Annotated in this window: 21 protein-coding genes and 1 tRNA gene; 10 read left to right on the forward strand and 12 right to left on the reverse strand. The window is 74.5% G+C overall.

The window, feature by feature from the left end; translation table 11 throughout:
* Positions 1-194 precede the first annotated feature (194 nt).
* The 3 genes from ACWDBB_RS20535 to ACWDBB_RS20545 all read right to left on the reverse strand — a co-directional run bounded on the left by ACWDBB_RS20535 (position 195) and on the right by ACWDBB_RS20545 (position 2,883).
* Positions 195-986, reverse strand: a complete 792-nt coding sequence (locus tag ACWDBB_RS20535; protein ID WP_449790973.1) for a nucleotidyltransferase family protein — start codon at positions 984-986, stop codon at positions 195-197.
* Positions 987-1,125: 139 nt separating this feature from the next.
* Positions 1,126-1,581 carry a hypothetical protein gene (locus tag ACWDBB_RS20540; protein WP_392867866.1) on the reverse strand — a complete coding sequence of 152 codons (456 nt, stop codon included), beginning with the start codon at positions 1,579-1,581 and terminating at the stop codon, positions 1,126-1,128.
* Positions 1,582-1,791: 210 nt separating this feature from the next.
* The gene (locus ACWDBB_RS20545; protein ID WP_449790974.1) at positions 1,792-2,883 is read right to left on the reverse strand and encodes an ABC transporter ATP-binding protein; all 1,092 of its coding nucleotides are present in this window, start codon (positions 2,881-2,883) and stop codon (positions 1,792-1,794) included.
* Positions 2,884-3,166: 283 nt separating this feature from the next.
* Here ACWDBB_RS20545 and ACWDBB_RS20550 point away from each other — a divergent pair.
* Positions 3,167-3,240 (forward strand) — tRNA-Thr (locus ACWDBB_RS20550).
* Positions 3,241-3,303: 63 nt separating this feature from the next.
* On the opposite strand, the gene ACWDBB_RS20555 is transcribed toward ACWDBB_RS20550, so the two are convergent.
* The 5 genes from ACWDBB_RS20555 to ACWDBB_RS20575 form a co-directional block, all read right to left on the reverse strand.
* A complete protein-coding gene (locus ACWDBB_RS20555) occupies positions 3,304-4,509 on the reverse strand; it encodes a sensor histidine kinase (protein WP_449790975.1) in 1,206 nt (401 codons plus the stop codon).
* On the reverse strand, positions 4,506-5,306 hold the full coding sequence (locus ACWDBB_RS20560; RefSeq protein WP_449790976.1) for a response regulator: 801 nt from the start codon (positions 5,304-5,306) through the stop codon (positions 4,506-4,508). The genes ACWDBB_RS20555 and ACWDBB_RS20560 overlap by 4 nt, the downstream gene beginning before the upstream one ends.
* Positions 5,303-6,190, reverse strand: coding sequence for a hypothetical protein (locus tag ACWDBB_RS20565; RefSeq protein ID WP_449790977.1), 888 nt, complete (start codon positions 6,188-6,190; stop codon positions 5,303-5,305). The genes ACWDBB_RS20560 and ACWDBB_RS20565 overlap by 4 nt, the downstream gene beginning before the upstream one ends.
* 212 nt (positions 6,191-6,402) lie before the next feature.
* Complete coding sequence (locus ACWDBB_RS20570) at positions 6,403-7,134, reverse strand: class F sortase (RefSeq protein ID WP_449790978.1); 732 nt, start codon at positions 7,132-7,134, stop codon at positions 6,403-6,405.
* Positions 7,135-7,216: 82 nt separating this feature from the next.
* Positions 7,217-7,660 (reverse strand): sortase-dependent protein, encoded by a 444-nt coding sequence (locus ACWDBB_RS20575; protein ID WP_449790979.1) that lies wholly within the window; start codon positions 7,658-7,660, stop codon positions 7,217-7,219.
* 627 nt (positions 7,661-8,287) lie between these two features.
* Between ACWDBB_RS20575 and ACWDBB_RS20580 the strand changes: the two genes are divergently transcribed.
* From ACWDBB_RS20580 to ACWDBB_RS20600, 5 genes are all read left to right on the forward strand, one after another.
* Entirely contained in the window at positions 8,288-8,500 is a 213-nt protein-coding gene (locus tag ACWDBB_RS20580; protein WP_449790980.1) for a hypothetical protein, read from the forward strand.
* 168 nt (positions 8,501-8,668) lie between these two features.
* On the forward strand, positions 8,669-8,902 hold the full coding sequence (locus ACWDBB_RS20585; protein ID WP_449790981.1) for a hypothetical protein: 234 nt from the start codon (positions 8,669-8,671) through the stop codon (positions 8,900-8,902).
* A 145-nt stretch (positions 8,903-9,047) separates the two neighbouring features.
* Positions 9,048-9,596 (forward strand): methylated-DNA--[protein]-cysteine S-methyltransferase, encoded by a 549-nt coding sequence (locus ACWDBB_RS20590; protein WP_449790982.1) that lies wholly within the window; start codon positions 9,048-9,050, stop codon positions 9,594-9,596.
* Positions 9,597-9,940: 344 nt separating this feature from the next.
* Positions 9,941-11,365, forward strand: coding sequence for a family 2B encapsulin nanocompartment shell protein (locus ACWDBB_RS20595; RefSeq protein WP_449790983.1), 1,425 nt, complete (start codon positions 9,941-9,943; stop codon positions 11,363-11,365).
* Positions 11,366-11,586: 221 nt separating this feature from the next.
* Positions 11,587-12,636 (forward strand): family 2 encapsulin nanocompartment cargo protein polyprenyl transferase, encoded by a 1,050-nt coding sequence (locus tag ACWDBB_RS20600; RefSeq protein WP_449790984.1) that lies wholly within the window; start codon positions 11,587-11,589, stop codon positions 12,634-12,636.
* Between the two features lie 163 nt (positions 12,637-12,799).
* Here ACWDBB_RS20600 and ACWDBB_RS20605 read toward each other — a convergent pair whose 3' ends face one another.
* Positions 12,800-13,840 carry an NAD-dependent epimerase/dehydratase family protein gene (locus ACWDBB_RS20605; protein WP_449790985.1) on the reverse strand — a complete coding sequence of 347 codons (1,041 nt, stop codon included), beginning with the start codon at positions 13,838-13,840 and terminating at the stop codon, positions 12,800-12,802.
* Between the two features lie 231 nt (positions 13,841-14,071).
* Here ACWDBB_RS20605 and ACWDBB_RS20610 point away from each other — a divergent pair, with 231 nt between their 5' ends.
* A complete protein-coding gene (locus tag ACWDBB_RS20610) occupies positions 14,072-15,406 on the forward strand; it encodes a DUF1254 domain-containing protein (RefSeq protein WP_449790986.1) in 1,335 nt (444 codons plus the stop codon).
* 212 nt (positions 15,407-15,618) lie between these two features.
* Here the strand turns inward: ACWDBB_RS20610 and ACWDBB_RS20615 are convergent, their stop codons facing one another.
* Positions 15,619-17,445, reverse strand: a complete 1,827-nt coding sequence (locus ACWDBB_RS20615; RefSeq protein ID WP_449790987.1) for a BACON domain-containing protein — start codon at positions 17,443-17,445, stop codon at positions 15,619-15,621.
* Between the two features lie 237 nt (positions 17,446-17,682).
* Here ACWDBB_RS20615 and radA point away from each other — a divergent pair, with 237 nt between their 5' ends.
* Both radA and disA read left to right on the forward strand, forming a co-directional pair.
* A complete protein-coding gene (gene radA / locus ACWDBB_RS20620) occupies positions 17,683-19,206 on the forward strand; it encodes a DNA repair protein RadA (RefSeq protein WP_392867822.1) in 1,524 nt (507 codons plus the stop codon).
* A gap of 200 nt (positions 19,207-19,406) precedes the next feature.
* Positions 19,407-20,465: a DNA integrity scanning diadenylate cyclase DisA gene (disA, locus tag ACWDBB_RS20625; RefSeq protein WP_270151163.1), complete on the forward strand. Its 1,059-nt coding sequence runs from the start codon at positions 19,407-19,409 to the stop codon at positions 20,463-20,465.
* 177 nt (positions 20,466-20,642) lie between these two features.
* On the opposite strand, the gene ACWDBB_RS20630 is transcribed toward disA, so the two are convergent.
* Positions 20,643-21,497: a hypothetical protein gene (locus ACWDBB_RS20630; protein WP_449790988.1), complete on the reverse strand. Its 855-nt coding sequence runs from the start codon at positions 21,495-21,497 to the stop codon at positions 20,643-20,645.
* Between the two features lie 193 nt (positions 21,498-21,690).
* Here ACWDBB_RS20630 and ACWDBB_RS20635 point away from each other — a divergent pair, with 193 nt between their 5' ends.
* On the forward strand, positions 21,691-22,611 hold the full coding sequence (locus ACWDBB_RS20635) for an A/G-specific adenine glycosylase (protein WP_449790989.1): 921 nt from the start codon (positions 21,691-21,693) through the stop codon (positions 22,609-22,611).
* A 173-nt stretch (positions 22,612-22,784) separates the two neighbouring features.
* Here the strand turns inward: ACWDBB_RS20635 and ACWDBB_RS20640 are convergent, their stop codons facing one another.
* The gene (locus ACWDBB_RS20640; protein WP_449790990.1) at positions 22,785-24,380 is read right to left on the reverse strand and encodes an MDR family MFS transporter; all 1,596 of its coding nucleotides are present in this window, start codon (positions 24,378-24,380) and stop codon (positions 22,785-22,787) included.
* Between the last annotated feature and the right edge of the window lie 84 nt (positions 24,381-24,464).

The raw sequence follows: 24,464 nt of genomic DNA on the forward strand, positions 1-24,464 counted from the left end.
CCGGGGGGCGCCTCCCGGCCCGTGCGGGCCGGGGGCGGGCTTCCGCCGGGGCGCGCGCGGGGGGAGCGCCCGGCCGATCGCCGTTCGCGGGCGGTGCCGCGGCGGTGCCGCGGCTCCGAGGCCGCGTGGTGTGGCGGCCCGGGCCTACCGGAGGCTCCGGGCTAGCGGAGGGTCCGGGCTAGCGGGGGTCCGGGCTAGCGGAGGGTCCGGCCGGCGCCGGAGGCGAGCTCCTTCGCCGCCTCGGTGAGGTCCTTGGCGGTGTCGATCGCCCGCCAGTACACGCCCTGCGGCAACTGGTAGCCCGCCAGCCGCTTGCCGCGGGCGAGTTGGGGGAAGGCGGTGCGCTCGTGGTCGCCCACGTCCGGCAGCAGCTCGGCGAACTCCGGGCTGAACACGTACAGGCCGGCGTTGATCAGGAAGGGCGAGGGCGGGGCCTCGATGAAGTCCAGCACGTTGCCGAACTGGTCGGTCTCCACGGCGCCCCAGGGGATCCGCGGCCGGGCCAGCGCGAGCGTCGCGACGGCGTCCCGCTCGTGGTGGAAGGCGGCCATCTCGCGCAGGCTGAAGCGGGTCCAGATGTCGCCGTTGGTGGCGTACCAGGGCTCGTCCGGGCGGGGCAGCGCCTTGGCCGCGTACTTGAGCCCGCCGCCGCGCCCGAGCGGCTCCGCCTCGACCACGGTGCGCACCCGCAGCGGCAGGTCCGCCTTGTCCAGCCACTCCTCCAGCACGTCGGCGAGGTGCCCGCAGGAGACGACAACGTCGGTGACGCCCTCCTCGGCCAGCCAGGCCAGCTGGTGGCCCAGGATCGGCGTGCCCGTCCCGGGGATCTCGACCAGCGGCTTCGGGCGGTCGTCCGTGTAGGGGCGCAGCCGGGAGCCCTGGCCGCCGGCCAGGATGACGGCCTGGGTCACGGGCGTCGTGGTCGGCCGGGGCTGCGGGTGCGGGGCGGACGGGAGGTCGGCGGCGGGGCGGGAGTCAGCGCTCATGCCTGAACGATAAGGCGGCGGACGGGGGCGTCCGCCGCCTCGGTGGCCTCGGGTTCCGGGCCTTGGGACTTCGAGGCCTTGAGGCCTTCGATGTCCTCGGCGTGCTCGCGTGCTCGCGTGCTCGGTGTGCTCGGCGTCCTCAGCCGACGACGCCGGCCGCGAACGAACCGTCGCAGACCGGACGGGCGAAGGAGCGCGCCCGCTGGACGTCGCCCTGGTACTTGCGCACCGCCGCCTTGCCCAACTCGGTGGACAGCGAGGTGCAGTAGGGCGTCAGCGAGGGCTGCTCGCGCATCGAGCGCTCCAGCAGGTCCAGCGCGGCGGAAGGGTTCTTGGCGCGCAGCTCGTCCAGCAGGGCCACCCGCAGCGACTCCTGCGGGGCGAGCCCGTCCGCGGCCTTGGCCACGGCGCCGGCCGCGTTGTTGGAGCGCCCGATCCCGGCGCCGTCGCCGCTGGACGCCGCCACGACCTGCTGGTCGAGCCCGGTCGGCGGGGCCCACGGGACCCGGGTCACGGCGAGGGTGCCGGTGGTCACCAGGACGACCGGTAGGGTCAGGGCGACGGTCTGGCCGATACGGCGCAACAGCTGCTTCACCCTCAGGAGAGTAGCGGTGGGTACGGGTCGGATCGCCCTCCGTTACACCATCGAGTGACACGGTGTCCGGTTTCGTCCCCTTGCCGTGTTGACGCGGGGGCGTACGGGCGGAGCCCGCCGGACCGCGAGGGTCCGACGGGCTCCGGGGCGTGCCGTGACGTGTCGTGACACGTCGTGAAACTGGTGACGCTTGGTGACGCGCGGTCCGCGTCAGCTGCTCAGACGCAGGCCGGAGCTGGTGGAGAAGACGTGGGTCTCGTTGGCGATCGGCACGACGTGGATGGTCTCGCCGCGTGCCGGGATCTGGCGGCCGGGGACGCGGACGACCAGGTCGTGGTCCTCGCCGCCGATCTGGGTGGTGCCGTAGACGAAGCCGTCCGAGCCGAGCTCCTCCACCACGTTGACCGTCACCGCGACGCCCTCGATGCCGCCCGCCGGGACGATCTCGAAGTGCTCGGGACGGATGCCGACGGTCACCGTCTTGTCGGCGCCGGCGCCGGCCAGGTTCTCGCGGGAGATGTTGACGACCGAGCCGCCGAACTTCACGCCGCCGTCCACCAGCGGCACCTTGACCAGGTTCATGGCCGGCGAGCCGATGAAGCCGGCCACGAAGAGGTTGGCGGGCTTGTCGTACATGTTGCGCGGGGTGTCGACCTGCTGGAGCAGACCGTCCTTGAGCACCGCGACCCGGTCGCCCATGGTGAGCGCCTCGGTCTGGTCGTGGGTGACGTACACCGTGGTGATGCCCAGGCGGCGCTGCAGACCGGCGATCTGGGTGCGGGTCGAGACGCGGAGCTTGGCATCCAGGTTCGACAGCGGCTCGTCCATCAGGAAGACCTGCGGCTGGCGGACGATCGCACGGCCCATCGCGACGCGCTGGCGCTGGCCACCGGAGAGCGCCTTCGGCTTGCGGTCCAGCAGCTCGGTGAGGTCGAGGATCTTCGCGGCCTCCTCGACCTTGGTGCGGATCTCCGCCTTGTTCACGCCGGCGATCTTGAGCGCGAAGCCCATGTTGTCGGCGACGGTCATGTGCGGGTAGAGCGCGTAGTTCTGGAACACCATGGCGATGTCCCGGTCCTTCGGCGGCAGGTGGGTGACGTCCCGGTCGCCGATCCGGATCGCACCGGCGTTGACGTCCTCAAGACCGGCCAGCATGCGCAGGCTGGTCGACTTGCCGCAGCCCGAGGGGCCGACCAGCACGAGGAACTCGCCGTCCGCGATCTCCAGGTCCAGCGCGTCCACCGAGGGCTTGTCCGCCCCGGGGTAGACGCGGGTCGCCTTGTCGTACGTGACAGAAGCCATGGTCGTTGCTCTCCTTCACCGGCAGGAACGTGCCGGACGATCCGAGTAAAGGGGGTGGGTTCGTGCTCCGCCGGCCCACCAGTGGTCTGAACCACTACACGAGCCGACTCCCGGCGACGCTACCTGCGCTTCCGCCGCTTGTCAGCCCCCACCCGACCCGATTTCGGCATCGGTTCCATCACGTCCACCCATCCCACCAACCCCTGGATATCCCCCCATCCCGTCCCCCGCGCCCGGTAGACTGCCCCCGGTGCCGCCGTGATCCCTCGCGGACGGCCACCGTGCCTCCTTAGCTCAGCTGGCCAGAGCACCGCTCTTGTAAAGCGGGGGTCGTCGGTTCGAACCCGACAGGGGGCTCTGCGGCAGGTGGGAAGGGCCGGTCCGACGGGTGTCGGGCCGGCCCTTTCGTCGTGGGTGGGGTCAGTCCGGGGGGAGGGCGAGGGTGGCCAGCGCGCCGCCGTCGGGGTGGTTGGCGAAGGTCAGGGTGGCGCCGATGACGCGGGCGTGGCCGGCGGCGATGGTGAGGCCGAGGCCGTGGCCGCGGCCGCGTTCGGGGGCGTTGGTGCGGAAACGTTGCGGGCCGTGGCGAAGGAGGTCCTCGGGGTAGCCGGGGCCGTGGTCGCGGACGGTGATCCGCAGGCCGTCGACGGTCAGGTGGACGGGTCCGGCGCCGTGGCGGTGGGCGTTGAGGATCAGGTTCCCGAGGATGCGGTCCAGTCGGCGCAGGTCGGTGCGGACCTGCCGGTCGGCGGTGATCTCGACGGCGACGTCCAGGCCGGTGAGGGAGACGGTGCGGCGCGCCGCGCGTTCCAGCGGGACGGCGGAGAGGTCGGGGGACTCGGCGTCCGCGTCCAGGCGGGAGACCTCCAGCAGGTCCTCGACCAGGCCGCGCAGCGCCTGGACCCGGTTCTGCACGAGTTGGGTGGGGCGCCCCGGCGGCAGCAGTTCGGCGGCGGTGACCAGTCCGGTGAGCGGGGTGCGCAGCTCGTGGGCGACGTCCGCGGTGAAGCGCTGCTCGTCCTCCAACCGCCGGTGCAGGGTGCGGGACATCAGGTCGACGGCGGCGGCGAGGTCGGCCACCTCGTCCTTGCCGTCGACGAGTTCGCCGATCCGGGTGTCCGTGCCGCCGGCGGCGATGCCCCGGGCGGCGGTGGCGGCGGTGCGCAGTCGGCGGCTGATCCGGTCGGCGACGAGCACGCCGGCCAGCACGGTGGTGAAGACCGCGGCGACGACGGTGAGCAGGATGATCCGGTCCAGGTCGGCGATGGCCTGCCGGTCCTGGGTGAAGTCGACCCGGACGGACAGCACCCCGGTCTGCACCGGCCCGGCCGCCCACATCGACTCGCCGGCGCCGTCGCCGGCGAGCAGTGAGCCGTGCCGGCCGCCGGCGGCGAGGGCGCGCAGCCGTTCGGGCAGGGCCGGGTCGTTCACGGCGCCGCCGCGGGCGGCCGGCTCGATGTCGCGGCCGTAGGCGTCCAGCGCGGAGTCGAGGGCGGCGAGCGCGGAGGTGCGCGCCTGGTCGACGTGCTGACGGATCATCGCCTGGTGGACCAGCAGGCCGACGGCCACCGCCACCAGGACGGCGATGGCGGCGACGGCGGTGGCGATCTGGCGGCGCAGGGTCATGCCGGGCGCCGCAGCTTGTAGCCGAAGCCGCGGACGGTCTCGATCCGGCCGGAGCCGATCTTGGCGCGCAGCCGCTGCACGTGGACGTCCACGACCCGGCTGTCGGCGCCCCACTCGTAGTCCCAGACGCGTTCGAGCAGGGTGGAGCGCTCCAGCACGATCCCGGGCGCGGCGGTGAACTCCAGCAGCAGCCGCAGTTCGGTGGGGGTGAGCGGGACGAGGCGGCCGTCCACCCGGACCTCCATGCTGTCGGTGTCCACCTGGAGGCCGTCGAAGCTGCGGAGGGCCGGGGAAGGGGCGGGCTCCGGCGCCTGCGGCGGCTGCGACGTCCCGGGGGTGTCCGAGGGCGCGAGGGGGGCATCGGCGACGGGGGCGCCGGGCAGGGCGCCGGGCAGGGCGTCGGCCGCCGGGACGGCGCGGACGCGGCGCAGCACGGTACGGATCCGGGCGACCAGGACGGCGCTCTCGAAGGGCTTGACCACGTAGTCGTCGGCCCCGGCCTCCAGCCCGGAGACCACGTCCACCGGGTCGGTCCGGGCGGACATCATCAGGATCGGCAGCTGGCTCTCCTCCCGGATCCGGCGGCAGAGGCCGACCCCGTCGAGCAGCGGCAGCATGACGTCCAGCAGGAGCAGGTCGGGCCGGACGGCGTGGAAGGCCTCCAGTCCCTCCAGGCCGTCGGCGGCCGTGGTGACCGGGAAGCCGTAGCGCTCCAGGGCCATCCGGGTGGCCTCGCGGATCACCTCGTCGTCCTCGACCAGGAGGATGTGCGGAGGGGCGGTGGTGGTGGGGCTCATCGCTTGGCCTCCGGGAACACGAGGGGCGGGGACGGCGCGGACGGCGCGGAGGCCGCGGACGGGACGGAGGGTGGGAGGGGCGCCGAGGTCGGCCGGGCGGCGCGCGGGGACGGGACGGCGGCCTCGGGGGCGGCCTGTTTCGTCGGCTGCGGAACCGGGCGTACCGCCGGGCCGGTGTCGGGCGTGGGGGTGGCCGTCAGGCGGTTGTCCGGGCGGGTCGGCGGGAGCAGGCCGACGCCTTCGTCCCGGCGTTCCTTCAGGACGAGCCGCTTGCCGTCCCACGCGTAGTGGCTGCTGGTCCGGGCGTCGACGCTGGTCGGCTCGTACAGCCACAGGTCGGTGCCGATGGTGGCGGCGTTGAACGTCGGCAGCACCGGCACCTGGAGGATCGGCAGCAGGCGGTCCTCGACGAGGGTGTAGACGTGCAGCACGACCTGACGGGGGGTGGTGACGACGGCGAGCAGCTCGGGCCGCCCGTCCTCGGTGAGGTCGCGGAACTCGGGGGTGCGGATCGAGCAGCCCGTGCAGGAGCCGAGCGCCTGGCGCTCCTCCGCGCCGACCTTCGGGTCCTTGGCGAGGACGGCGCGGATGTCGACGGCGGTGATGTCGCGCCCTGGGACGGTCAGGTCGGGTACGGGCTGCGGCGGTTCCTGGGTGACGTCGGCCGCGGTCGTGTCCGGCGGCGGGTAGGTGGGCAGGTCGGGCCAGAGCGGTTGGCGCACCGCCGGCGGCGTGACGACCTGGCCGGGACCCTGGTCGCGCAGGCCGCCGGGGGTGGCCCGGCCGAAGGCCAGGGCGGCGAGGGCGAGGACGGCGGCCAGGCCGGCCAGGGCGGCCGCCGGAACGGCGGCGGGTCGGCGGCGGGGTGGTGGTGTTGCTGCCACGGTCGGTGCTCGTCCTCCTGCTCTCTCCTGCGCTCTCCTGCTCTGCGGCGGCGCTTCGGTCGGTCGCCCGTCGGCGCCCCCCGGCGGCGCCACTCGTCACCGCCCCCGTCGGCGCCCCCGGCGGCGCCACTCGTCACCGCCCCCGGCACCGCCCCGTTCGTAGGTCGCGCGGGCGGCGGCCGGTGGTTCCGCGACGGTGGCGCGGGCGGCCGTCAGGCCGGGTCCGCCAGCACGATGATGTTGTCCGTCCAGTGGCCGTCGACGCCGATCCGGCCGCCGCAGGTGATCAACCGGAGCGCGGGTGCGGGCGTGTCGCCGTACACCTGGGCGGTCGGGAAGTCGTCCTTGGCGGCCTGGAGCAGCGTACGGACCTTGAAGTCCACGGTGCCGCCGTCCGCGCGCCGGATCCGGATCAGCTCGCCGGGCCGCAGCTTCGGCAGCTGCTTGAAGACCGCCGGGCCGTGCACGGTGTCGTAGTGCCCGATGAGCACGGCGGGGCCGGTCTCGCCGGGGGTGGGGCCGTTGCGGTACCAGCCGACCTCGTCGCCCCGGTCGGCCGACGGCACCTCGACGGTGCCGTCGGGGTTCAGGCCGAGGCCGGTCACGGGCGCGTCGACTCCGACGGAGGGGATCAGCAGGCGGGTCGGCGGAGAGGCCGGGTACGGCTTCGGGGCGGGCGTGTTCCCGGGTGCTGACCCGGGCGGGGTGCCGACGGTGCCCGCGGCCGCCGCCGGGGTGTCGGTGACGGCGCCGTGTCCGGAGCTCTCGATCCGTACGACCGGGGTCTCCCGGCCGGACAGTGCGAGCGAGGCGCCGAGCACCAGGCAGAGCAGACCCGCGGTGCCGAAGGCGGTGCGGCGCAGTGGGCCCGGGCCGGGGCCGGGGGCGCGTCGGCGGCCCCGGCGGTGGTCCTTGGCACGTCGGTGGCTGGCGGTCCCCGCCACCGGGGCGGCCCCGGCGCCGCTTCCCCGACTGGCCGGGTACGGGGAAGCGGCGCCGGGGTGCCCGGCGGACTCGGGACCGGTGTCAGCCGCGCGCACCGGAGCGGCGGCGCAGGACGGCGAAGCCCAGGGCCGCGGCGCCGACGGCCGCGACGGCGCCGCCACCGGCGAGCATCAGGCCGGAACCGCCGGAGGCGCCGGAGCCGTCACCGGCCTGCGCGGCGCCCTTGGGCACCTCGCGGACCTGCGGCCGGGCGCCGTTCGGGGCGATCGGAGCCGGGGTGGCGGTGGCGGCGCCCGTAGGTCCGGCCACGGCCGGCGAGGGCTGGGCCTTCGGGGGGACCGGCATGGCGGTCCTCGCCGCGGAGTCGACGCCCGGGACGGCGTGGGTGGGCGTCGCCGTCGGCTTCGGCGCGCCGTCGGCCCAGGCCTGCCCGCCGGTGACGGTGGCGAGCAGCGCGGCGCCGGTCAGGGCACAGGCGGCCAGGACGCGGCGGGCGGGGGAGTGGTGGGTACGGCCCTTGCTCATGCGGGGTGTCTCCATCTGCTTCGGTCGGTACGTGTGGCCGCCGGTCCACGGTGCGGTCTGCGGGACCCGGCGGGCTGGTGGCGCGGGACGTCCGTCGTCGGCGCCGGACGCGGGCGTCCTCGTCGCGGACGCCCTCCGGCCGCTTCGCCCGGTTCTGCGGGTTCGGCCGGGGGCGTCGAGGACGACGGTAGGAGGGCCGTGTCGCGGTCCTCGGCCGGTCGTGTCACGGCCGCCCATCGGCTGCGTAACGGCGTGACGGCGGTCGTGGCGTCCTCCGCCCGGAGGCCGCCCCGTCCGGGCGGTGATGCTCCGCCCGTCGGTGGGTGCCGCCCTCGAAGTCCAGCCGGGGCCACGGGTTTTGGCGCCGCGTCCGCCGACCCGTCCGCTGCGTCCACCGCCCATCCGCCGCGTCTGCCGCTGCCCGCCGCCCGCGACCGCCGCCCCCGCCGCCCGCTCGCGGTGGCGTCCGTGGCGTCCGTGGCGGCACTGGCGTGGGGCTCTGCCCTCCGGGGCGCTCGCGGCGGGGGGCGGGGCTGCCCTGGGTGGCCGTGGGCGCGCTGGTGGCCGGGCTCGGCTCGGCGGTCTGCGGGACGCTCTACGACACCACCACGCAGAAGTCGGGTGCCGGTGGAGCTACTCCGCCGGATGGCGGCCTTCGGCGCGCCGGGTTCCTTCGCCCTCGGCCCGCTCGGGCCGGCGGCGGCCGGTCCGCCGGCGGACCGGTTCGGCGCTTGCGCCGTGCTGCTGCTCGGGGCGGTCCGGCAACTGGCGGCCGGGGTCGTAGTGTTGACCGTACCGGCGGTGCGGAACCGCCGCTGGGAGGAGGGCCCGGACAGCTGACCAACCCCTCGGACGGCTTCGGGGCGCACCCCCGGCCCACCGCGCACCGCGCCCGGCCGGCCCCGGAGCGCGAACGGCTGCCCCTCCCGCGCACGTGCGCCTCCGCGGCGGGCGGGGCGGTCGACCCGGACGTACGGTGGAAGTCGGGGGTGACGGAGGAGGTCGATCATGCCCGGCTCGCTCACCATCAGCCATCACGGGTCCGCGGCCACCCTGGACCACGTGGACGCGCAGCGGCTCGCCACCGTGCTGGCCGACCTGGCGTACCTGCTGGAGATCCCGGGGCCCGACCGGATCACCGACGAACAGCTCGCCGTGCTGTGCGAGGGGCGCACCCCGGACCGTGCCGAGCTGGTGCACTGGTGCGCGTCGAACGCCCGCGGACTGAAGGGGCAGCTCTGACAGTAAGGGACAGCTTCGACCGGAGCCGCTCCGACCGGAGCCGCTTCGGCCGCCGACCGCCCGCCGTACGATGGCGCGCGGGGCGGGGACGCCCCCCGGGTGCCGGGGTGGCCGGCGGCCGGTCCGGGGGAGTGGGGGCCCGAGCGTGCCGCAGTCCTGGTCGATGTCCTGGCTCACCGTGCCCACCCCGCTGCCCAGCGGGCCGATGCGCGTCGCGGTGACCCCGCTCGGCGTGGTGTCGGCCGGTTACGGCGGGCCGAGCGCGGGTGAAGTGCCGCCCTGCACCGACGAGTCGAAGATCGCGGCCGTCACCGGGCGGATCGGCGCCTACCTGGCGGGCCGCACCCGCGAGCTGGGCCTGCCGATCGACTGGAGCCTCAGCTCGGGCCCGCACCGCGCGGTGCTGCAGACGCTCTGGCGCGAGGTGCCGTACGGCCGGACCATCACCTACGGCGAACTGGCGGCCCGCAGTGGGGTGTTCGAGGGCGTCACGGAGCCCGGACTGGCTGCCCGCACGGTCGGGCAGATGATGGCCGCCAACCCGGTCCCGCTGCTGGTGCCCTGCCACCGGGTGGTGGCGGTGGACGGGATCGGCGGCTTCGGCGGCGGCCGGGTCGGGATCGAGGTGAAGCGCTGGCTGCTCACCCTGGAGGGGGTGTTGGAGCCGACCCTCGACTGGGACGGCCCGCTGTAGGGACGGTCCGCAGCGGCTCCGGCCCGCTGCAGCTCCGGCCCGCAGCAGGAACAGCGCGCGGCCGCTCGCGGACCGTGTCGACGCGCGGATCGCGTCAACCCGCGCATCGTGTCAAGGGGTGGCGTCGGCGAGGGCGCGGATGCGCGAGGATGGGTCCTGGCGCGCCGATATGTTCGAATAAATAGTCGAACAATTTCGATCGGGTGATCTATTCGTACTATTTGTTCGGCCATTCCGAACCACTCGAACGAGTGATTGCGAGCTGCCCTCGAATGGGCCCACCATGAAGCTGCAACACGCATGTGCAAGGCGACACTTCATCGGGTATGCGAAGGGCTCCCCTCATGTCGACCGAAACCAATGCCGGTATTCCCGCGCCCGCGCCAGGTGCGCGGTCGGAGATCCGGCAGCAGCAGAGTCTGAGCACGGCGGGCGCGCGGAACCTCGCGACGACCACCAAGTCCGCGCCGCAGATGCAGGGCATCAGTCCGCGCTGGCTGCTCAGGAAGCTGCCCTGGGTGCAGGTGTCCGGCGGCACCTACCGGGTGAACCGCCGCCTGCGCCACTCGGTCGGCCGCGGTCGGGTGAGCTTCGTCAAGACCGGCGCCGAGGTGCGGGTCGTCCCGCCCACGCTGGTCGAGGTGCCGGCGCTGCGCGGCTTCCAGGACGAGGCCGTGCTGGAGGAGCTGGCCGCGCGCTTCGTGCAGCGGGACTTCGACGCGGGTGACGTCCTGGTCCGGGCCGGGGCGCCGATCGCCGAGGTGTTCCTGATCGCGCACGGCAAGCTCGACCGGCTGGGCACCGGCAAGTACGGCGAGGAGACGGTGGTCGGCACCCTCGCCGACGGCGACCACCTCGGCGACGAGGCGGTCCGGCAGGACGGCGGCGAGTGGCCGTACACCGTCCGCGCCGCGACCTCCGGCACCGTGCTGACGCTGTCCTGGCCCGCCTTCCAGGAACTGCACGACCGCTCCGAGGCGCTCCAGCTGCAGATCATCGAGTACCTGAACGGCTTCCAGCAGGCGCAGAACAAGCACGGCGAGGCCGCGATCGACCTCTCCGCCGGCCACCAGGGCGAGTACGAGCTGCCCGGCGCCTTCGTGGACTACGAGCTGAAGCCGCGCGAGTACGAGCTGAGCGTCGCGCAGACCATCCTCAAGGTGCACACCCGGGTCGCCGACCTCTACAACCATCCGATGAACCAGACCGAGCACCAGCTCCGGCTGACCATCGAGGCCCTGCGCGAGCGCCAGGAGCACGAGCTCGTCAACAACCCCGAGTTCGGCCTGCTCAGCAACGCCGCGTACGACCAGCGGTTCCAGACCCACTCCGGCCCGCCCACCCCGGACGACATGGACGAGCTGCTCAGCCGCCGCCGCAGCACCAGGATGTTCCTGGCCCACCCCAAGGCGATCGCCGCCTTCGGCCGGCAGCTCAACAAGCGCGGCCTCTACCCCGGGACGGTCGAGGTCGAGGGCCGGCAGGTCATGTCCTGGCGCGGGGTCCCGGTCTTCCCGTGCAACAAGATCCCGATCGTCGGGGGCACCAGCTCGATCATCGCGATGCGGATCGGCGAGGACAACCAGGGCGTCATCGGCCTGCACCAGACCGGAATTCCGGACGAATACCAGCCGAGCCTTTCGGTGCGGTTCATGGGAATCGACGACAAGGCCATCATTTCCTACCTGGTGAGCGCCTACTACTCCGCCGCGATTCTGGTGCCGGACGCGGTCGGCGTCCTGGAGAACGTGGACATCGCGCAGTACTGACGGCTCGCGGGGCCGGCCGCAGGGCCGCCCGTCCGGCGGGGCCACCCATCGGCCCAGGCCGGACGGCGCCCGCCCGGGTGCGCACCGGTGCGCACCGGCCAGGCTCGCCCCGCCCGAGGGCGGCCATGGGCGGTGCGTGACCGCGCCCGGCACCGCAGCGCAACCCCGGCCCGCCGTCGGCGGGCCGTCCCACGACAGGCGCCCGACAGGGGGAAACACCCATGACGAGTCCCACGCTGGAGCGGGACCACAAAGAGGGGCACGAGGCGGCGGACATCCTCGCCCGGACCCGCGCCCTGGTCGATCCGGTCCTGCGGGCCGCCGTCGACTCGCTGCCCGGCACCATGCGCAAGGTGGCCGGCTACCACTTCGGTTGGTGGGAGGCGGACGGCACCCCCGCCGAGGCCTCCGCCGGCAAGGCGATCCGGCCGGCCATGGTCCTCGCCGCCACCCAGGCCCTGGGCGGCAAGCCCAACGAGGCCGTCGCCGCGGCCGCCGCGGTGGAGCTGGTGCACAACTTCACCCTGCTCCACGACGACGTCATCGACCGCGACGACACCCGGCGCCACCGGCCCACCGCCTGGCGGGTGTTCGGCACCACCGAGGCCATCCTGGCCGGGGATGCCATGCACTCCCTCGCGCTGCGCCTGCTCGCCGAGGACGGCCACCCGGCCGCCCACGGCTCGATCCGCCGGCTCGCGGACTGCGTGGTCGAGCTCTGTGAGGGCCAGCAGATCGACTGCGCCTTCGAGCGGCGCAACGACGTCTCGCTGCCCGAGTGCCTGGCGATGGCGGAGGCCAAGACCGGCGCGCTGCTCGGCGCGGCCTGCGCGATGGGCGCCCTGTACGGCGGCGCCTCCGAGGAGGCGGCCCAGGCGCTGGACGGCTTCGGCCGGGAGATCGGCCTGGCCTTCCAGCTGATCGACGACCTGATCGGCATCTGGGGGGATCCCGCGGTCACCGGCAAGCCGGTCGGCGCGGACCTGGTCGCCCGGAAGAAGTCGCTGCCGGTGGTCGCGGCGCTGGGTTCCGGCACCGCCGAGGGCAAGCGGCTGGCCGAACTGTACGCGATCGAACGCCCGCTGGACGCCGAGGAGTTGGCGCTGTGCGCGGCGGCGGTCGAGGCGGCCGGCGGGCGCGGCTGGGCGCAGGGCGAGTCCTGTGAGCGGATGGCCGCGGCGATGGCGCAGCTGGCCGCCGCGGTGCCGGAGCCGGCCGTGGCGGACGAGCTGCTGACGCTCGCCGAACTGGTCACCCGCCGCACGCACTGAGGAGGCGCCCGCCGGACGCGCTGAGGAGGCGCCCGCCGCACGCACGGAGCGGGCGCCCGCTACCCACGCTGCTCGGAAGCATCATCGGGAGTGGGAAGTCAGCTGGGCCGACCTCCCACTCCTGCCGCGCCCCGGGGCGTCTGCGCTCCGAGGCGGCCCGCCGTCAGCCGAAGGCCGCCAACAGCCGCTGCTCCTTGGCGGGTTCGATGCCATGCCGCACCGCCGCCCCCGGTTGCCCCTTGCGCCCCTCGGCGTCGGTGTCCTCGGCCGGCCCGCGCGCCCGCAGCCACTCCCAGGTGTCCCGCGCCGTCTCGGCGAACGGTCGGCAGCGCAGCCCGGCCGCCTCCGCCCGGCTCGTGTCGGCCAGCCAGACGCCCGCCAGCTCGGGCAGATCCGGTGCCCACAGGGGGAGTTCGGTCCATGCGCTGACCTGGTCCGGCCCCTCGGCGAGCAGCGGCCCGTCCGGTACCCAGACCAGCTCGGTGTCCGCGGCGCCCGCCAGCTCCCGGCAGGTCTCCAGCCACTCGCCGAAGCGGAGCCGACCGGGCGGTGCCGTGGTGACGAACCGCCCCGCCGTCCCGGTCGTCAGCAGGTCCAGCCCGAAGGCGGCGAAGTCCCGGACGTCGATCACCTGCATGGTCCGCCGCGGATCCCCCGGCGCGAGCACCCGCCCGCCGCGGGCCATTCGCTCCAGCCACCAGGGCAGCCGGCCCCCGCACTCGTACGGACCGACGAGCAGCCCGCTGTTCAGCACCAGCACGCGCTCGGTGCCGAACCCGGCCAGCACGGCGCGCTCGCAGCCGGCCTTCAGGGCGTTGCCGGGCGGTTGGCCGGGCGGGGTGTCGGCGGGGCAGGGGTGCGGTGCGGAGTCCTCGTCGACCACCCGGGCGGGCCAGTCGGCGAAGGCGTGCACGGAGGAGACGAAGGTGTAGTGGCCCGCCCGCTCGCGCAGCAGCCGGGCGCTGAGCGCGGCCTGGGCGGGCTGTTGGGCGGAGGTGTCGACGACGGCGTCCCAGCTGCGGCCGTCGACCAGCCGGGCGAGGTCCTCGGCACTGTCGCGGTCGCCCCGGACGGCCTCGACTCCGGGCAGGTCGGCGGCGCTGCGGCCGCGGTTGAAGGTGGTGACCCGGTGGCCCCGGGCGAGGGCCTCGGCAGCGTAGGCCCGTCCGAGGAAGGACGAGCCCCCAAGCAGGAGGATCTTCATGGCGAAGACCCTGCCTCGTCCGCCCGGCCCGTACGCCCGGATTAGCGGTCGGCAGATGTCGGGTCGGCGGCGCGGGACAGCGTCCGGTCCGACGTGCCGCGCCTCCGGGGCCGCCTTAGCATCCGATCTGTACGGCTTGTGCCGGTTGTGCGCCCATGCCGCCTGTGCCGCCCGTGCCGCGGTCGGCGACCGCACCCCGGCCCGGTGCCCGCCCCGGACGAAGGACCCGCGATGAACCAGCCCGAGCTGGAGGCCCTTGCCGCAGACGCGTACGTCTACGGCTACCCGCTGGTCGCCGGCCTCACCATGGTCGAGCGCTTCGCCCGGGGTGGCCTGGGCACCCTGCCGGCGGCGCCGTTCAACCACATCAGCCACGCCACCCGGCTGGCCGGTCCGGCCGACCGCTTCGTCTCGGTCAACAACGACACGATCTACTCGATCGCCCAGCTCGACCTCTCCGAAGGCCCCCAGGTGCTGCGCGTCCCGGACACCGAGGGTGCCTACTACGTGCTGCAGATCATCGACGCCTGGACGGACAACGTCGCCTACCTCGGCCGCCGGGCCACCGGCACCGACGCGCAGACCTGGCTGATCGTCCCGCCCGACTGGCACGGCACCCCGCCGGACCCGAGCCGGGTGATCGAGCTGCCGACCACCGTCGGCACCCTCGTCGGCCGCTTCGCCTGCGCCGGCCCGGACGACCTGCCCCGGGTCCGGGCCCTCCAGGCCGCCCTGGAACTGGAGCCGCTGGAACCCGGCGGCCTGGCCGCCGGACTGCCCGAGCCGGACGAGGCAGTCCCCGAGCGGCTGGCCTTCTTCGAACGGCTGCGGGTCTGGATGCAGGCCTTCCCACCCGCCACCGCCGACATCGAGTACCAGCGCCGCTTCGCCCCGCTCGGCCTGCTGGACGACGGCGCCTCGCCGTACCGGGCCGCCGCCCCCGAGTGGACGCTGGCACTGGCCAAGGGCCTGGCCGCCGGCCGCGAACGGGTCGAGGACGCCAGCCGCCCGCCCGAGGACCACCCGCCCGGCGAGTGGCGCAGCGCGCTCCACCTCTTCGACTACAACACCGACCACCTGGGCCCCGGCACCCTGGACGACCCCGAGTGGCGCATCCCCGACCGCCGCGCCGCCTACCTCAGCCGGGCCGCCGCCGCCCGGGCCGGGCTGTGGGGCAACCACGCGTACGAGGCCTCGTACGCGATGACCTACGACGACTCCGACGGCCGGCCCCTCACCGGCCTCCACAACTACACCCTGCACTTCGACCAGCCGCCCCCGACCGGGGCGTTCTGGTCCATCACGATGTACTCCGTCCCGGACTACCACCTGGTCGAGAACCCGATCGACCGCTACTCGATCGGCGACCGCACCCCCGGCCTGGTCCACGGCGAGGACGGCTCCCTCACCCTGACCCTCCAGCACGACCAGCCCGAGGACCCGACCGCCGCCGCCAACTGGCTCCCCACCCCACCCGCCGAGTTCCGCCCCATCCTCCGCATCTACCAGCCCGAGCCCCCGGTCCTGGACGGCACCTACCAGATCCCCCCGATCCACCGCGTCTGACGCCCGGCCGCCTGCGCGAGAAGTCGGCTGGGCCGACTTCTCGCGCGCCCCGGCCAGGGAGCCGGCGGCCGGTCGACGAACTCGAGCGGTGGCCGGCTCTGTTGCGTACGTGAGAAGTCGGTTGGGCCGACTTCTCGTGCGTCCTTGGTCCGGGGCTTTGGGGGAGTCGGCCGGGTCGACGTCTCGCGCAGTCGACCCGGCGACAGCTCCGCCTAGTTCGGGGCCGACGGGGAGGCGGTTGCGGTGGCCGTCGGATGCGGTGAGGCGTCCGAGGCGGGTGGTGTCGTGGGGGTCTGTGCGGGGGCGGGCGATGCCGTCGCGGTGGCGGTGGCGGTGGCGGAACCGGTCGGCGCCGGTGTGGAGGACGGCGAGGGGTCGGCCGGGGCGGAGGTGGCGCCGCCGCGGCTGTGCGGCCCGCCCTCCAGGGTGACCACGGCCTGCGAGGGCGGCAGCGCGATCCGGGCGGTCCAGTGGGTGGCCGGCGCCTGGTCCTCGTCCACGGTGACGATCACGGTGATCCGCTGGCCGGGCGCCAGGGTGCCGGAGTCGCGGCTGAGCCGGAGCCAGCCGGCGTCCGTCACCGCGTGCCAACGGATCTCCGTGGTACCGGAGTTGGTGAGGGTGAGGACAGTCCGGCTGCCGTACTCGCCGGCCTCGACGGTGAGCAGCCCGGCCGGGGCCGGTCCGCCGGCGTCCGTCGTGGAGGCCCGGTCGACCGAGGGGACCGGTGCGGCGGCCAGGGTCGGGCTGCCGAGCGGGGCCGCGCCGTGGGCCGGGACCGGGATCACCGCGCCCTGGAAACTGAGTCGCTGAAATCCGGGAAGCAACGTTTCTGCACCGCCCGCGCCGGAACCGCCCGCGCCGACACCGCCCCAGACCAGCCCGCCCCCGGTCCCCGCCAGCTCCGTCCCGGGCGTGCCGGACGCACCCGGCCCCGCCGGGCCGTCCACCGTGGGCTGCGGCCGCCGGCCGCCCGCCCGGCCGGCCTCGTCCACCCGCACCGCCGACACCGAGACTCCCGACCCCGACCCGCCACCGCCCCGGTGCCCGGCCCAGAGCGCGATCACCGGTGCCGCCAGTACGGCCGCGAGCACCCCGGTGGTCACCACCCGCCGCCGCACCGCCAGTCCGCGCCCCGCGTCCGGCGCCCGGTGCCGGGGGAAGCCGCCCTGGTCGAACCGCGGACCCGGCTCCGCCACCCGGCCTGCCACCTCCCGGAGCGCCACCTCCCGGCCCGCCACCGCGGGCGCCCGCAGCAGCGTCAGCCCCGCCAGCCCCGCCGAACCGACGGCACGCACCGAACCAGCCGCACCAGCCGAGCCCTCCGCCGCCCGGCTCGCCGCCACCCGCTCCGCCGTCCCCCGGCAGGTCGGGCAGTCCACCACGTGCTGCACCAGTTCCCGCCGCAGCGCGGGGCCGAGCACCCAGTCCCGCCAGGACTCCGCTCCGGCCCCGCCGAGCCGGTCCAGCTCCGGGCAGCTGCCCACGCCGAGCACCAGCAGCGCCGCCCTGGTCCTGGCCACCTCGGCCTCGGCCCCGGCGAGCAGCGCGCGGGTCCGCTCGAACGGCAGGCCCAGCACCGCCGCCACCTCCAGCGGGGTCAGCCGGTGTCGGACGGACAGCTCCAGCGCCTCGCGCTGCTCGGGGTCGGTGCCGGCGGCCTCGGGCCAGGCGAGTGAGGCCAGCTCGCGCCGCCGCCGGGCCGCCTCGGCCTCACCCGCCCCGGCCCGGCCCCCCTCGACCCCGGCCGCCCGCCCGGTGCCCGCCCCGGTCGCCCCGGCCCCTCCGCCCGCCAGCCGGCGCAGGCAGCAGTACCGGGCCAGCGAGAACAGCCAGGCGCGCAGCAGCCCGGGCTCGGCCAGCCGGGCGCCGTGCAGCCGCGCCAGCTCGCGGACCTCGCCCAGGGCGTCGGCGGCCGCGTCGTGCTCGCAGAGCACCGAGAGGCAGTAGGTGAACAGGCCGTCCACCTGCCGGTCGTACGCCGCGAGCGCGGATGCGGCCCGCGCCGCCCGGGCCTGCCCAACAGTTCTCGTCGTCACCCGTCCGACCGTAGAGAACGCGGCCGGCTGACCCCGACCATTCGAGGCGTATGTACTTCTTTCGGGTAACAACATCGCCCATCTGTGTGGATGCCACGGTCGGACACACGGCCGGACGCACGTTCCCCGCACCGCGAGCCCGCCGACAGCCCGCCGACAGCCCGCCGAACAGCCGGGCCGACGGCCCCGCCGCCGTCCGCCCGGGCACTGTCGGACCCAGGCGCTACGGTGGGCCGCATGCCTCCGCGTTCCAAGACCACCGCCAAGCCCCGCCCGGCGTACCGCTGCACCGAGTGCGGCAACCAGCTGCCCAAGTGGGTCGGCCGCTGCCCGGAGTGCAACGCCTGGGGCACGGTCGAGGAGTACGGCGCGGTGCCGATCCGCACCACGGCCGCCGGCCCGGTCAGTGCGCCCGCCCGCCCGATCGCCCAGGTGGACGGTCAGGTCGCGACGGCCCGCTCGACGGGCGTGCCGGAGCTGGACCGGGTGCTCGGCGGCGGCCTGGTGCCCGGCGCGGTGGTGCTGCTGGCCGGCGAGCCCGGCGTTGGCAAGTCCACCCTGCTGCTGGACGTCGCCGCCAAGGCGGCCACCGCCCAGCACCGCACGCTCTACGTCACCGGCGAGGAGTCGGCCGGCCAGGTCCGGCTGCGCGCGGACCGGATCAACGCCCTCTCCGAGCACCTCTACCTCGCCGCCGAGCAGGATCTCGGCGCGGTGCTCGGGCACATCGAGGCGGTCAACCCCGGCCTGCTGATCCTGGACTCGGTGCAGACCATCGCCTCCGCCGAGCTGGACGGCGCCCCCGGCGGCCCGGCCCAGGTCCGCGAGGTGGCGGGCGCGCTGATCCGGGCGTCCAAGGAGCGCGGCATGGCCACCCTGCTGGTCGGCCACGTCACCAAGGACGGCCAGATCGCCGGCCCGCGCCTGCTGGAGCACCTGGTGGACGTGGTGCTGAGCTTCGAGGGGGACCGGCACGCCCGGCTGCGCCTCATCCGCGGGGTCAAGAACCGTTACGGCGCCACCGACGAGGTGGGCTGCTTCGAGCTGCACGACGAGGGCATCGTCGGCCTGGCCGACCCGTCCGGCCTCTTCCTGACCAGGCGTGACAAGCCCGTCCCGGGCACCTGCCTCACCGTCACCCTGGAGGGCAAGCGCCCGCTGGTGGCCGAGGTGCAGGCGCTGATGGTGGATTCGCAGATCCCCTCCCCGCGCCGCACCACCTCGGGCCTGGAGTCCCCCCGGATCGCGATGATCCTGGCCGTGGTCGAGCGGCACGGCGGGGTGAAGCTCGGCAAGCAGGACATCTACACCGCGACGGTCGGCGGGGTGAAGCTGACGGAGCCCTCCGCCGACCTCGCGGTGGCGCTCGCGGTGGCCAGTTCCTCCACCGACACCCCGCTGCCCAGCAACCTGGTGGCGATCGGCGAGGTCGGCCTGGCGGGCGAGGTGCGGCGGGTGACGGGGGTGCAGCGGCGGCTCGCCGAGGCGCACCGGCTGGGCTTCACCCACGCGCTGGTCCCGCCGGACCCGGGCAAGGTCCCGCCGGGCATGAAGGTGGTCGAGGTGGCCGACATCGGCGAGGCGCTGCGGGCCATCCCGGGCCGCCGCCGCTCCGCCGCCAAGCCGCGCACCGAACAGCGCGGTGAGGCACCGTCGGCGCCGCCGGCCCCGCGCTCCGCCCGGGGCGCGGAGCGTCCGGCGGCGTACCCCGAGGAGCTGATGGACGGCTGGGAGCCGCTCGACTCCGACGAACTGCGCTGACCCAAGCCCTGCCGAGGCCACACACAGTTAGACTTTCCCCAGTCTCATTGGCCAGAAGGCAGTACCGAGCGGTACTGAGCGACAGAGCAACAGACCGCGGACCGGCGCACGGCGTGAGGCGCGCGGCACGGGTCGACCGGAGGAGTCACGTGGCAGCCAGCGACCGGGGGGCGGACAAGGCCTCCCGCGAGGAGGCCCTGCTGCGGGCCTCCCTCACCGCCATCGCGCCCGGTACCGCGCTTCGTGACGGCCTGGAGCGGGTCCTGCGGGCCAACACCGGCGGTCTGATCGTGCTGGGCTTCGACAAGACCGTCGAGTCCCTGTGCACCGGCGGCTTCGTCCTGGACGTCGAGTTCAGCGCCACCCGGTTGCGCGAGCTGTGCAAGCTCGACGGCGCGGTGGTGCTCGACAAGGACATCACCAAGATCGTCCGGGCCGGCGTGCACCTGATGCCGGACTCGACCATCCCCACCGACGAGACCGGCACCCGCCACCGCACCGCCGAGCGGGTCAACCGGCAGACCGGCTACCCGGTGGTCGCGGTCTCGCACTCGATGCGGCTGATCGCGATGTACGTCAACGGCACCCGCCGGGTGCTGGAGGACTCCACCACCGTCCTGTCCCGCGCCAACCAGGCGCTGGCCACCCTGGAGCGCTACAAGCTCCGCCTGGACGAGGTGGCCGGCACGCTCTCCGCCCTGGAGATCGAGGACCTGGTGACGGTCCGCGACGTCACCGCCGTGGCCCAGCGCCTGGAGATGGTCCGGCTGATCGCCACCGAGATCGCCGGCTACGTGCTGGAGCTCGGCATCGACGGCCGGCTGCTCTCGCTCCAGCTGGACGAGCTGATCGCGGGCGTGGAGCCGGAGCGCGAGCTGGTCGCCCGGGACTACTTCCCGGAGCGGGCCGCCAAGAAGGGCCGGACGGTCACCGAGGTGCTGGCCGACCTGGAAGCGCTCACCCACGCCGAGCTGCTGGACCTCCAGACCGTCGCCAAGGCGCTCGGCTACTCGGGCTCGCCGGAGTCGCTGGACGCCGCGGTCTCGCCGCGCGGCTACCGCCTGCTGGCGAAGATCCCGCGCCTGCCCAACACGGTCATAGAGCGCCTGGTCGAACACTTCGGCGGCCTCCAGAAGCTGCTCGCCGCGAGCATCGACGACCTGCAGACCGTCGAGGGCGTCGGCGAGACCCGCGCCCGTTCGGTCCGTGAGGGCCTGTCCCGCCTTGCCGAATCGTCCATCCTGGAACGCTACGTCTGACCGCACGGGCGGCCTTACTGACGCCGGACGAACACGGCGACGGCCCCCGGGGAGCACCTCCCCGGGGGCCGTCGCACATCCCCACCCCACCTTGCCGGCAACCCCGCGGCACGACGGAGCACGACGGAGCCCCCGGCCGCGCGGCGGACGGGGGCTCCGAGGGGAGTTGACCGGTGCTCAGCCGTCCAGTCGGATCGAGGCCCGGGCCGAGACCTTGTCCCCGGCGACCCCGGTGAGCTCCGCGAGCACCACGTAGGTGCCGGCCGGCGGCGGCGTCTGGTCGGCGGTCGCGCACTGCGGCTTGCTGCGGCTGCGGTCCCAGGTGAAGGTCTCGGTCTGGCTGCCGTTCGCGCCGAGCTGCACCCAGATGTTGCCCTTGTCGGCCGGGCAGTCGCCGGAGGACCAGACCCGGTCGTTGCTGCTGCCGCTCACCGTGATCACGGAGGCGGTGCGGCCGAGGTCCACCCGGCAGTTGCTGCCGGAGGAGTTCTTGACCGTCAGGGCCAGCCGGGGCTTGTCCTTCGGCTGGTACGAGTTCTGGGTGCCGGCCAGCTCCAGCGCCACCTGGGAGGAGGCGCAGACCGGCAGCGCCATGATCTCGGGGGTGTTGACCGCCGGAGCGGCCCCGCCCGTACCGCCGGCGCCGCCACCGGTGCCGCCGCCCGTGGCCGGCGCCGCGCCGCCACCGGGGGCCGGGTTGGCCGCGCCGGCGCCGGTGCCACCGCTGAGGTTGACCTCGGTTCCGCCGCCGCCCGCCACCGGCCCGCCCCCGTTGCCGCCGCCCGGGCGCGCCGCGGGGCCGCTCGGGGAGGTGCCGGGCGTGATGGCCTGGGCCGGTGTCTGGTTCTGGGACTCGGACGGAACGGCCTGTGCGGCCTTGCCCTGTGAGCCGCCGTCACCCCCTCCGCCCTGATCGATCATCAGCCACGCGATCAGCGCGACGACCGCCGCGACGGCGACGAGCACGACGACGCGCCGCCGCCAGTAGATCGAGGCCGGCAGTGGTCCGACTGGTTGACGCAGAGAAGGCACGACCAAACTCTACGAGACTGTGTGTGGCGATTGACTCACCAACACCGCACCGTCGCCCCTTCCTTCACATGATCCGCCATTTGATCCGTTCGAGCGAGCCCCGACCGGACGATTTCCGGCGGGTCCCGGGGGCGATCCGGACCACCCCGGTCCGCTTCGGCCCGGTCGGCGGGCGTGGGAGGATCGAAGGGCCATGACTGCCATCACCGCCCCCGCCGCCGGCGCCGTCCGGCCGCCGATGCCCCTGCCGCTGTTCCACTCGACCGTCCTGGACTGGTACGAGGCGAGCAAGCGGGACCTGCCCTGGCGCGCCCCCGACGCGACGCCCTGGGCGGTCATGGTGAGCGAGTTCATGCTCCAGCAGACCCCGGTCAAGCGCGTGCTGCCCGCCTGGGAGGCCTGGCTCACCCGCTGGCCGACCCCGGCCGACCTCGCCGCCGAGGCGCCCGGCGAGGCCGTCCGGATGTGGGGCCGACTGGGCTACCCGCGCCGGGCGCTGCGCTTGCACGCGGCCGCGGTGGCGATCACCGAGGAGCACGACGGCGAGGTTCCGGACGACCACGCCACCCTGCTCTCGCTGCCCGGGGTGGGGGAGTACACCGCCGCCGCCGTCGCCTCCTTCGCCTTCCGCCAGCGGCACGTGGTGCTGGACACCAACGTCCGCCGGGTGTTCGCCCGCGCGGTGACCGGCGTCGAGTACCCGGCCCAGGCCACCACCGCCGCCGAGCGCCGCACCGCCACCGCGCTGCTGCCGGACGACGCCGAGACGGCCGCCACCTGGGCGGTCGGCGTGATGGAGCTGGGCGCGCTGGTCTGCACCGCGCGCGGCCCGGAGTGCGGGGACTGCCCGCTGTTCACCACCTGCGCCTGGCAGCGGGCCGGCCGCCCGCCGTACGAGGGCCCGGCCCGGCGCGGCCAGTCCTACGAGGGCACGGACCGCCAGGTGCGCGGCAAGCTGCTCGCGGTGCTGCGCGAGGCGCACGGGACGGTGCCGCAGGCCCGGCTGGACGCGGTCTGGCCGGACGCCGTGCAGCGGGCCCGGGCACTGGACGGCCTGGTGGCGGACGGCCTGGTCGAGCCGGTCGAGCAGGGCGTCTACCGGCTGCCCCAGTAGCGGGCACCTCCCGCGCCGAACCCACCCGGCCCCCGCCAGGCCCCGTGGCCCCCACGGCCCGCGCGCAGCCGCCCGCCCCCGGAACGACGGCGCCCGCGGAACCACGACGCCCGCGGAACGACGGCGCCCCCGGGAGGGCGAACCTCCCGGGGGCGCCGTACGGGGCGGAGCCGTCAGACGGCCGCCGTCTCCAGCGAGGCCTCGGCCTGCTTCTCGTCCTTGCCGGTCCCGCGCAGCGGCACCTCACGCAGGAACACCGCCGCGGCGATCGCGATCACGGCCACGCCGGCGCCCCACAGGAAGACGGTGTGCATGCCGTTGGACACCGCGTGGTGGTAGGCGTCCTGAACGGCCTCGGGCAGCTTGCGCAGGTCGTCCATGGTCATCTGGCTCGGATCCTGCGCGCCGCCACCGGTGACGGCCTGCTCGCCGAGCCGCTCCTTCATGGTGTCGGTCACCCGGTTGTTGAACAGCGCGCCGAACAGCGCGACACCGAAGGAACCGCCGATGGTGCGGAACAGGGTGGCGGTGGAGCTGGCCACGCCCATGTCCTTGAGCTCGACGCTGTTCTGCGCGACCAGCATGGTGACCTGCATCAGGAAGCCCATGCCGGCGCCCAGCACGATCATCCAGCAGGCCGAGGTGAACCTGCTGGTCTCGGTGCCCATGGTGGAGAGCAGGATCAGGCCGCCGGTCATCACGAGGGTGCCGATGATCGGGAAGATCCGGTACTTGCCGGTCTTGGTGACGGCCTGGCCGACCACCAGCGAGATGATCAGCATGCCGAACATCATCGGCATCAGCAGCAGCCCGGAGTTGGTCGCCGAGGCCCCCTGGACCGTCTGCTGGTAGAGCGGCAGGAAGACGGTCGAACCGAACATCACGAAGCCGACGATGAAGCCGATGATCGAGACCAGGGTGAAGTTCAGGTTCCGGAACAGGCCCAGCGGCAGCATCGGCTCCTGGGCCCGCCGCTCCACGTAACAGAAGCCGATCAGCGAGGCGATGGCGAGCGCGGCCAGGCCGAGGATCTCCTTGGAGCCCCAGGCGTACTGCTGGCCGCCCCAGGTGGTGATCAGCACCAGCGAGGTGATGCCGGTGGTGAGCAGGATCGCGCCCAGGTAGTCGATCTTGGCGTTGCTGCGGACCTTCGGCAGCTTCAGGGTGACGACGACCACGGCCAGCGCGATCACGCCGAGCGGCAGGTTGATGTAGAAGGTCCAGTGCCAGCTCAGGTGGTCGGTGATGAAGCCGCCGGCCAGCGGGCCGCCGATGGTGGCGAGGGCCATCACCGCGGCGAACATGCCCTGGTACTTGCCGCGGTCGCGCGGCGGGACGAGCGCGCCCATGATCGACATGACGCCGACCATCAGACCGCCGGCACCCAGGCCCTGCACGGCCCGGAAGCCGATCAGCTCGTTCATGGTCTGCGACAGGCCGGACAGCGCCGAGCCCACCAGGAAGATCACGATCGAGGTGAGGAAGGTGCCCTTGCGGCCGTACATGTCGCCGAGCTTGCCCCAGATCGGGGTGGAGGCGGCGGTGGCCAGGGTGTACGCGGTGACCACCCAGGACAGGTGCTCGGCGCCGCCGAGGTCGTGGACGATGGTCGGCATCGCGGTGCCGACGATCAGGTTGTCGAGCATGGCCAGCAGCATGGTGACGACCAGGCCGACCATCACGAGGCGGATCTCGCGCGGTGACCGCGGCTGCTCCTCCTCGGCCGTCTTGCCCTCCGGCACCGGGCCGGCGGTCTTGGACTGTGACATGAGGTGGGGTCTCCCGGAGGGTGGTGCGGGCGGAGCGTGGTGCCGTGGGGCGGCTCACTTACTTGTCGCCCGGCTAGTTTATCG

It is taken from the genome of Kitasatospora sp. NPDC001095 (assembly GCF_053598615.1).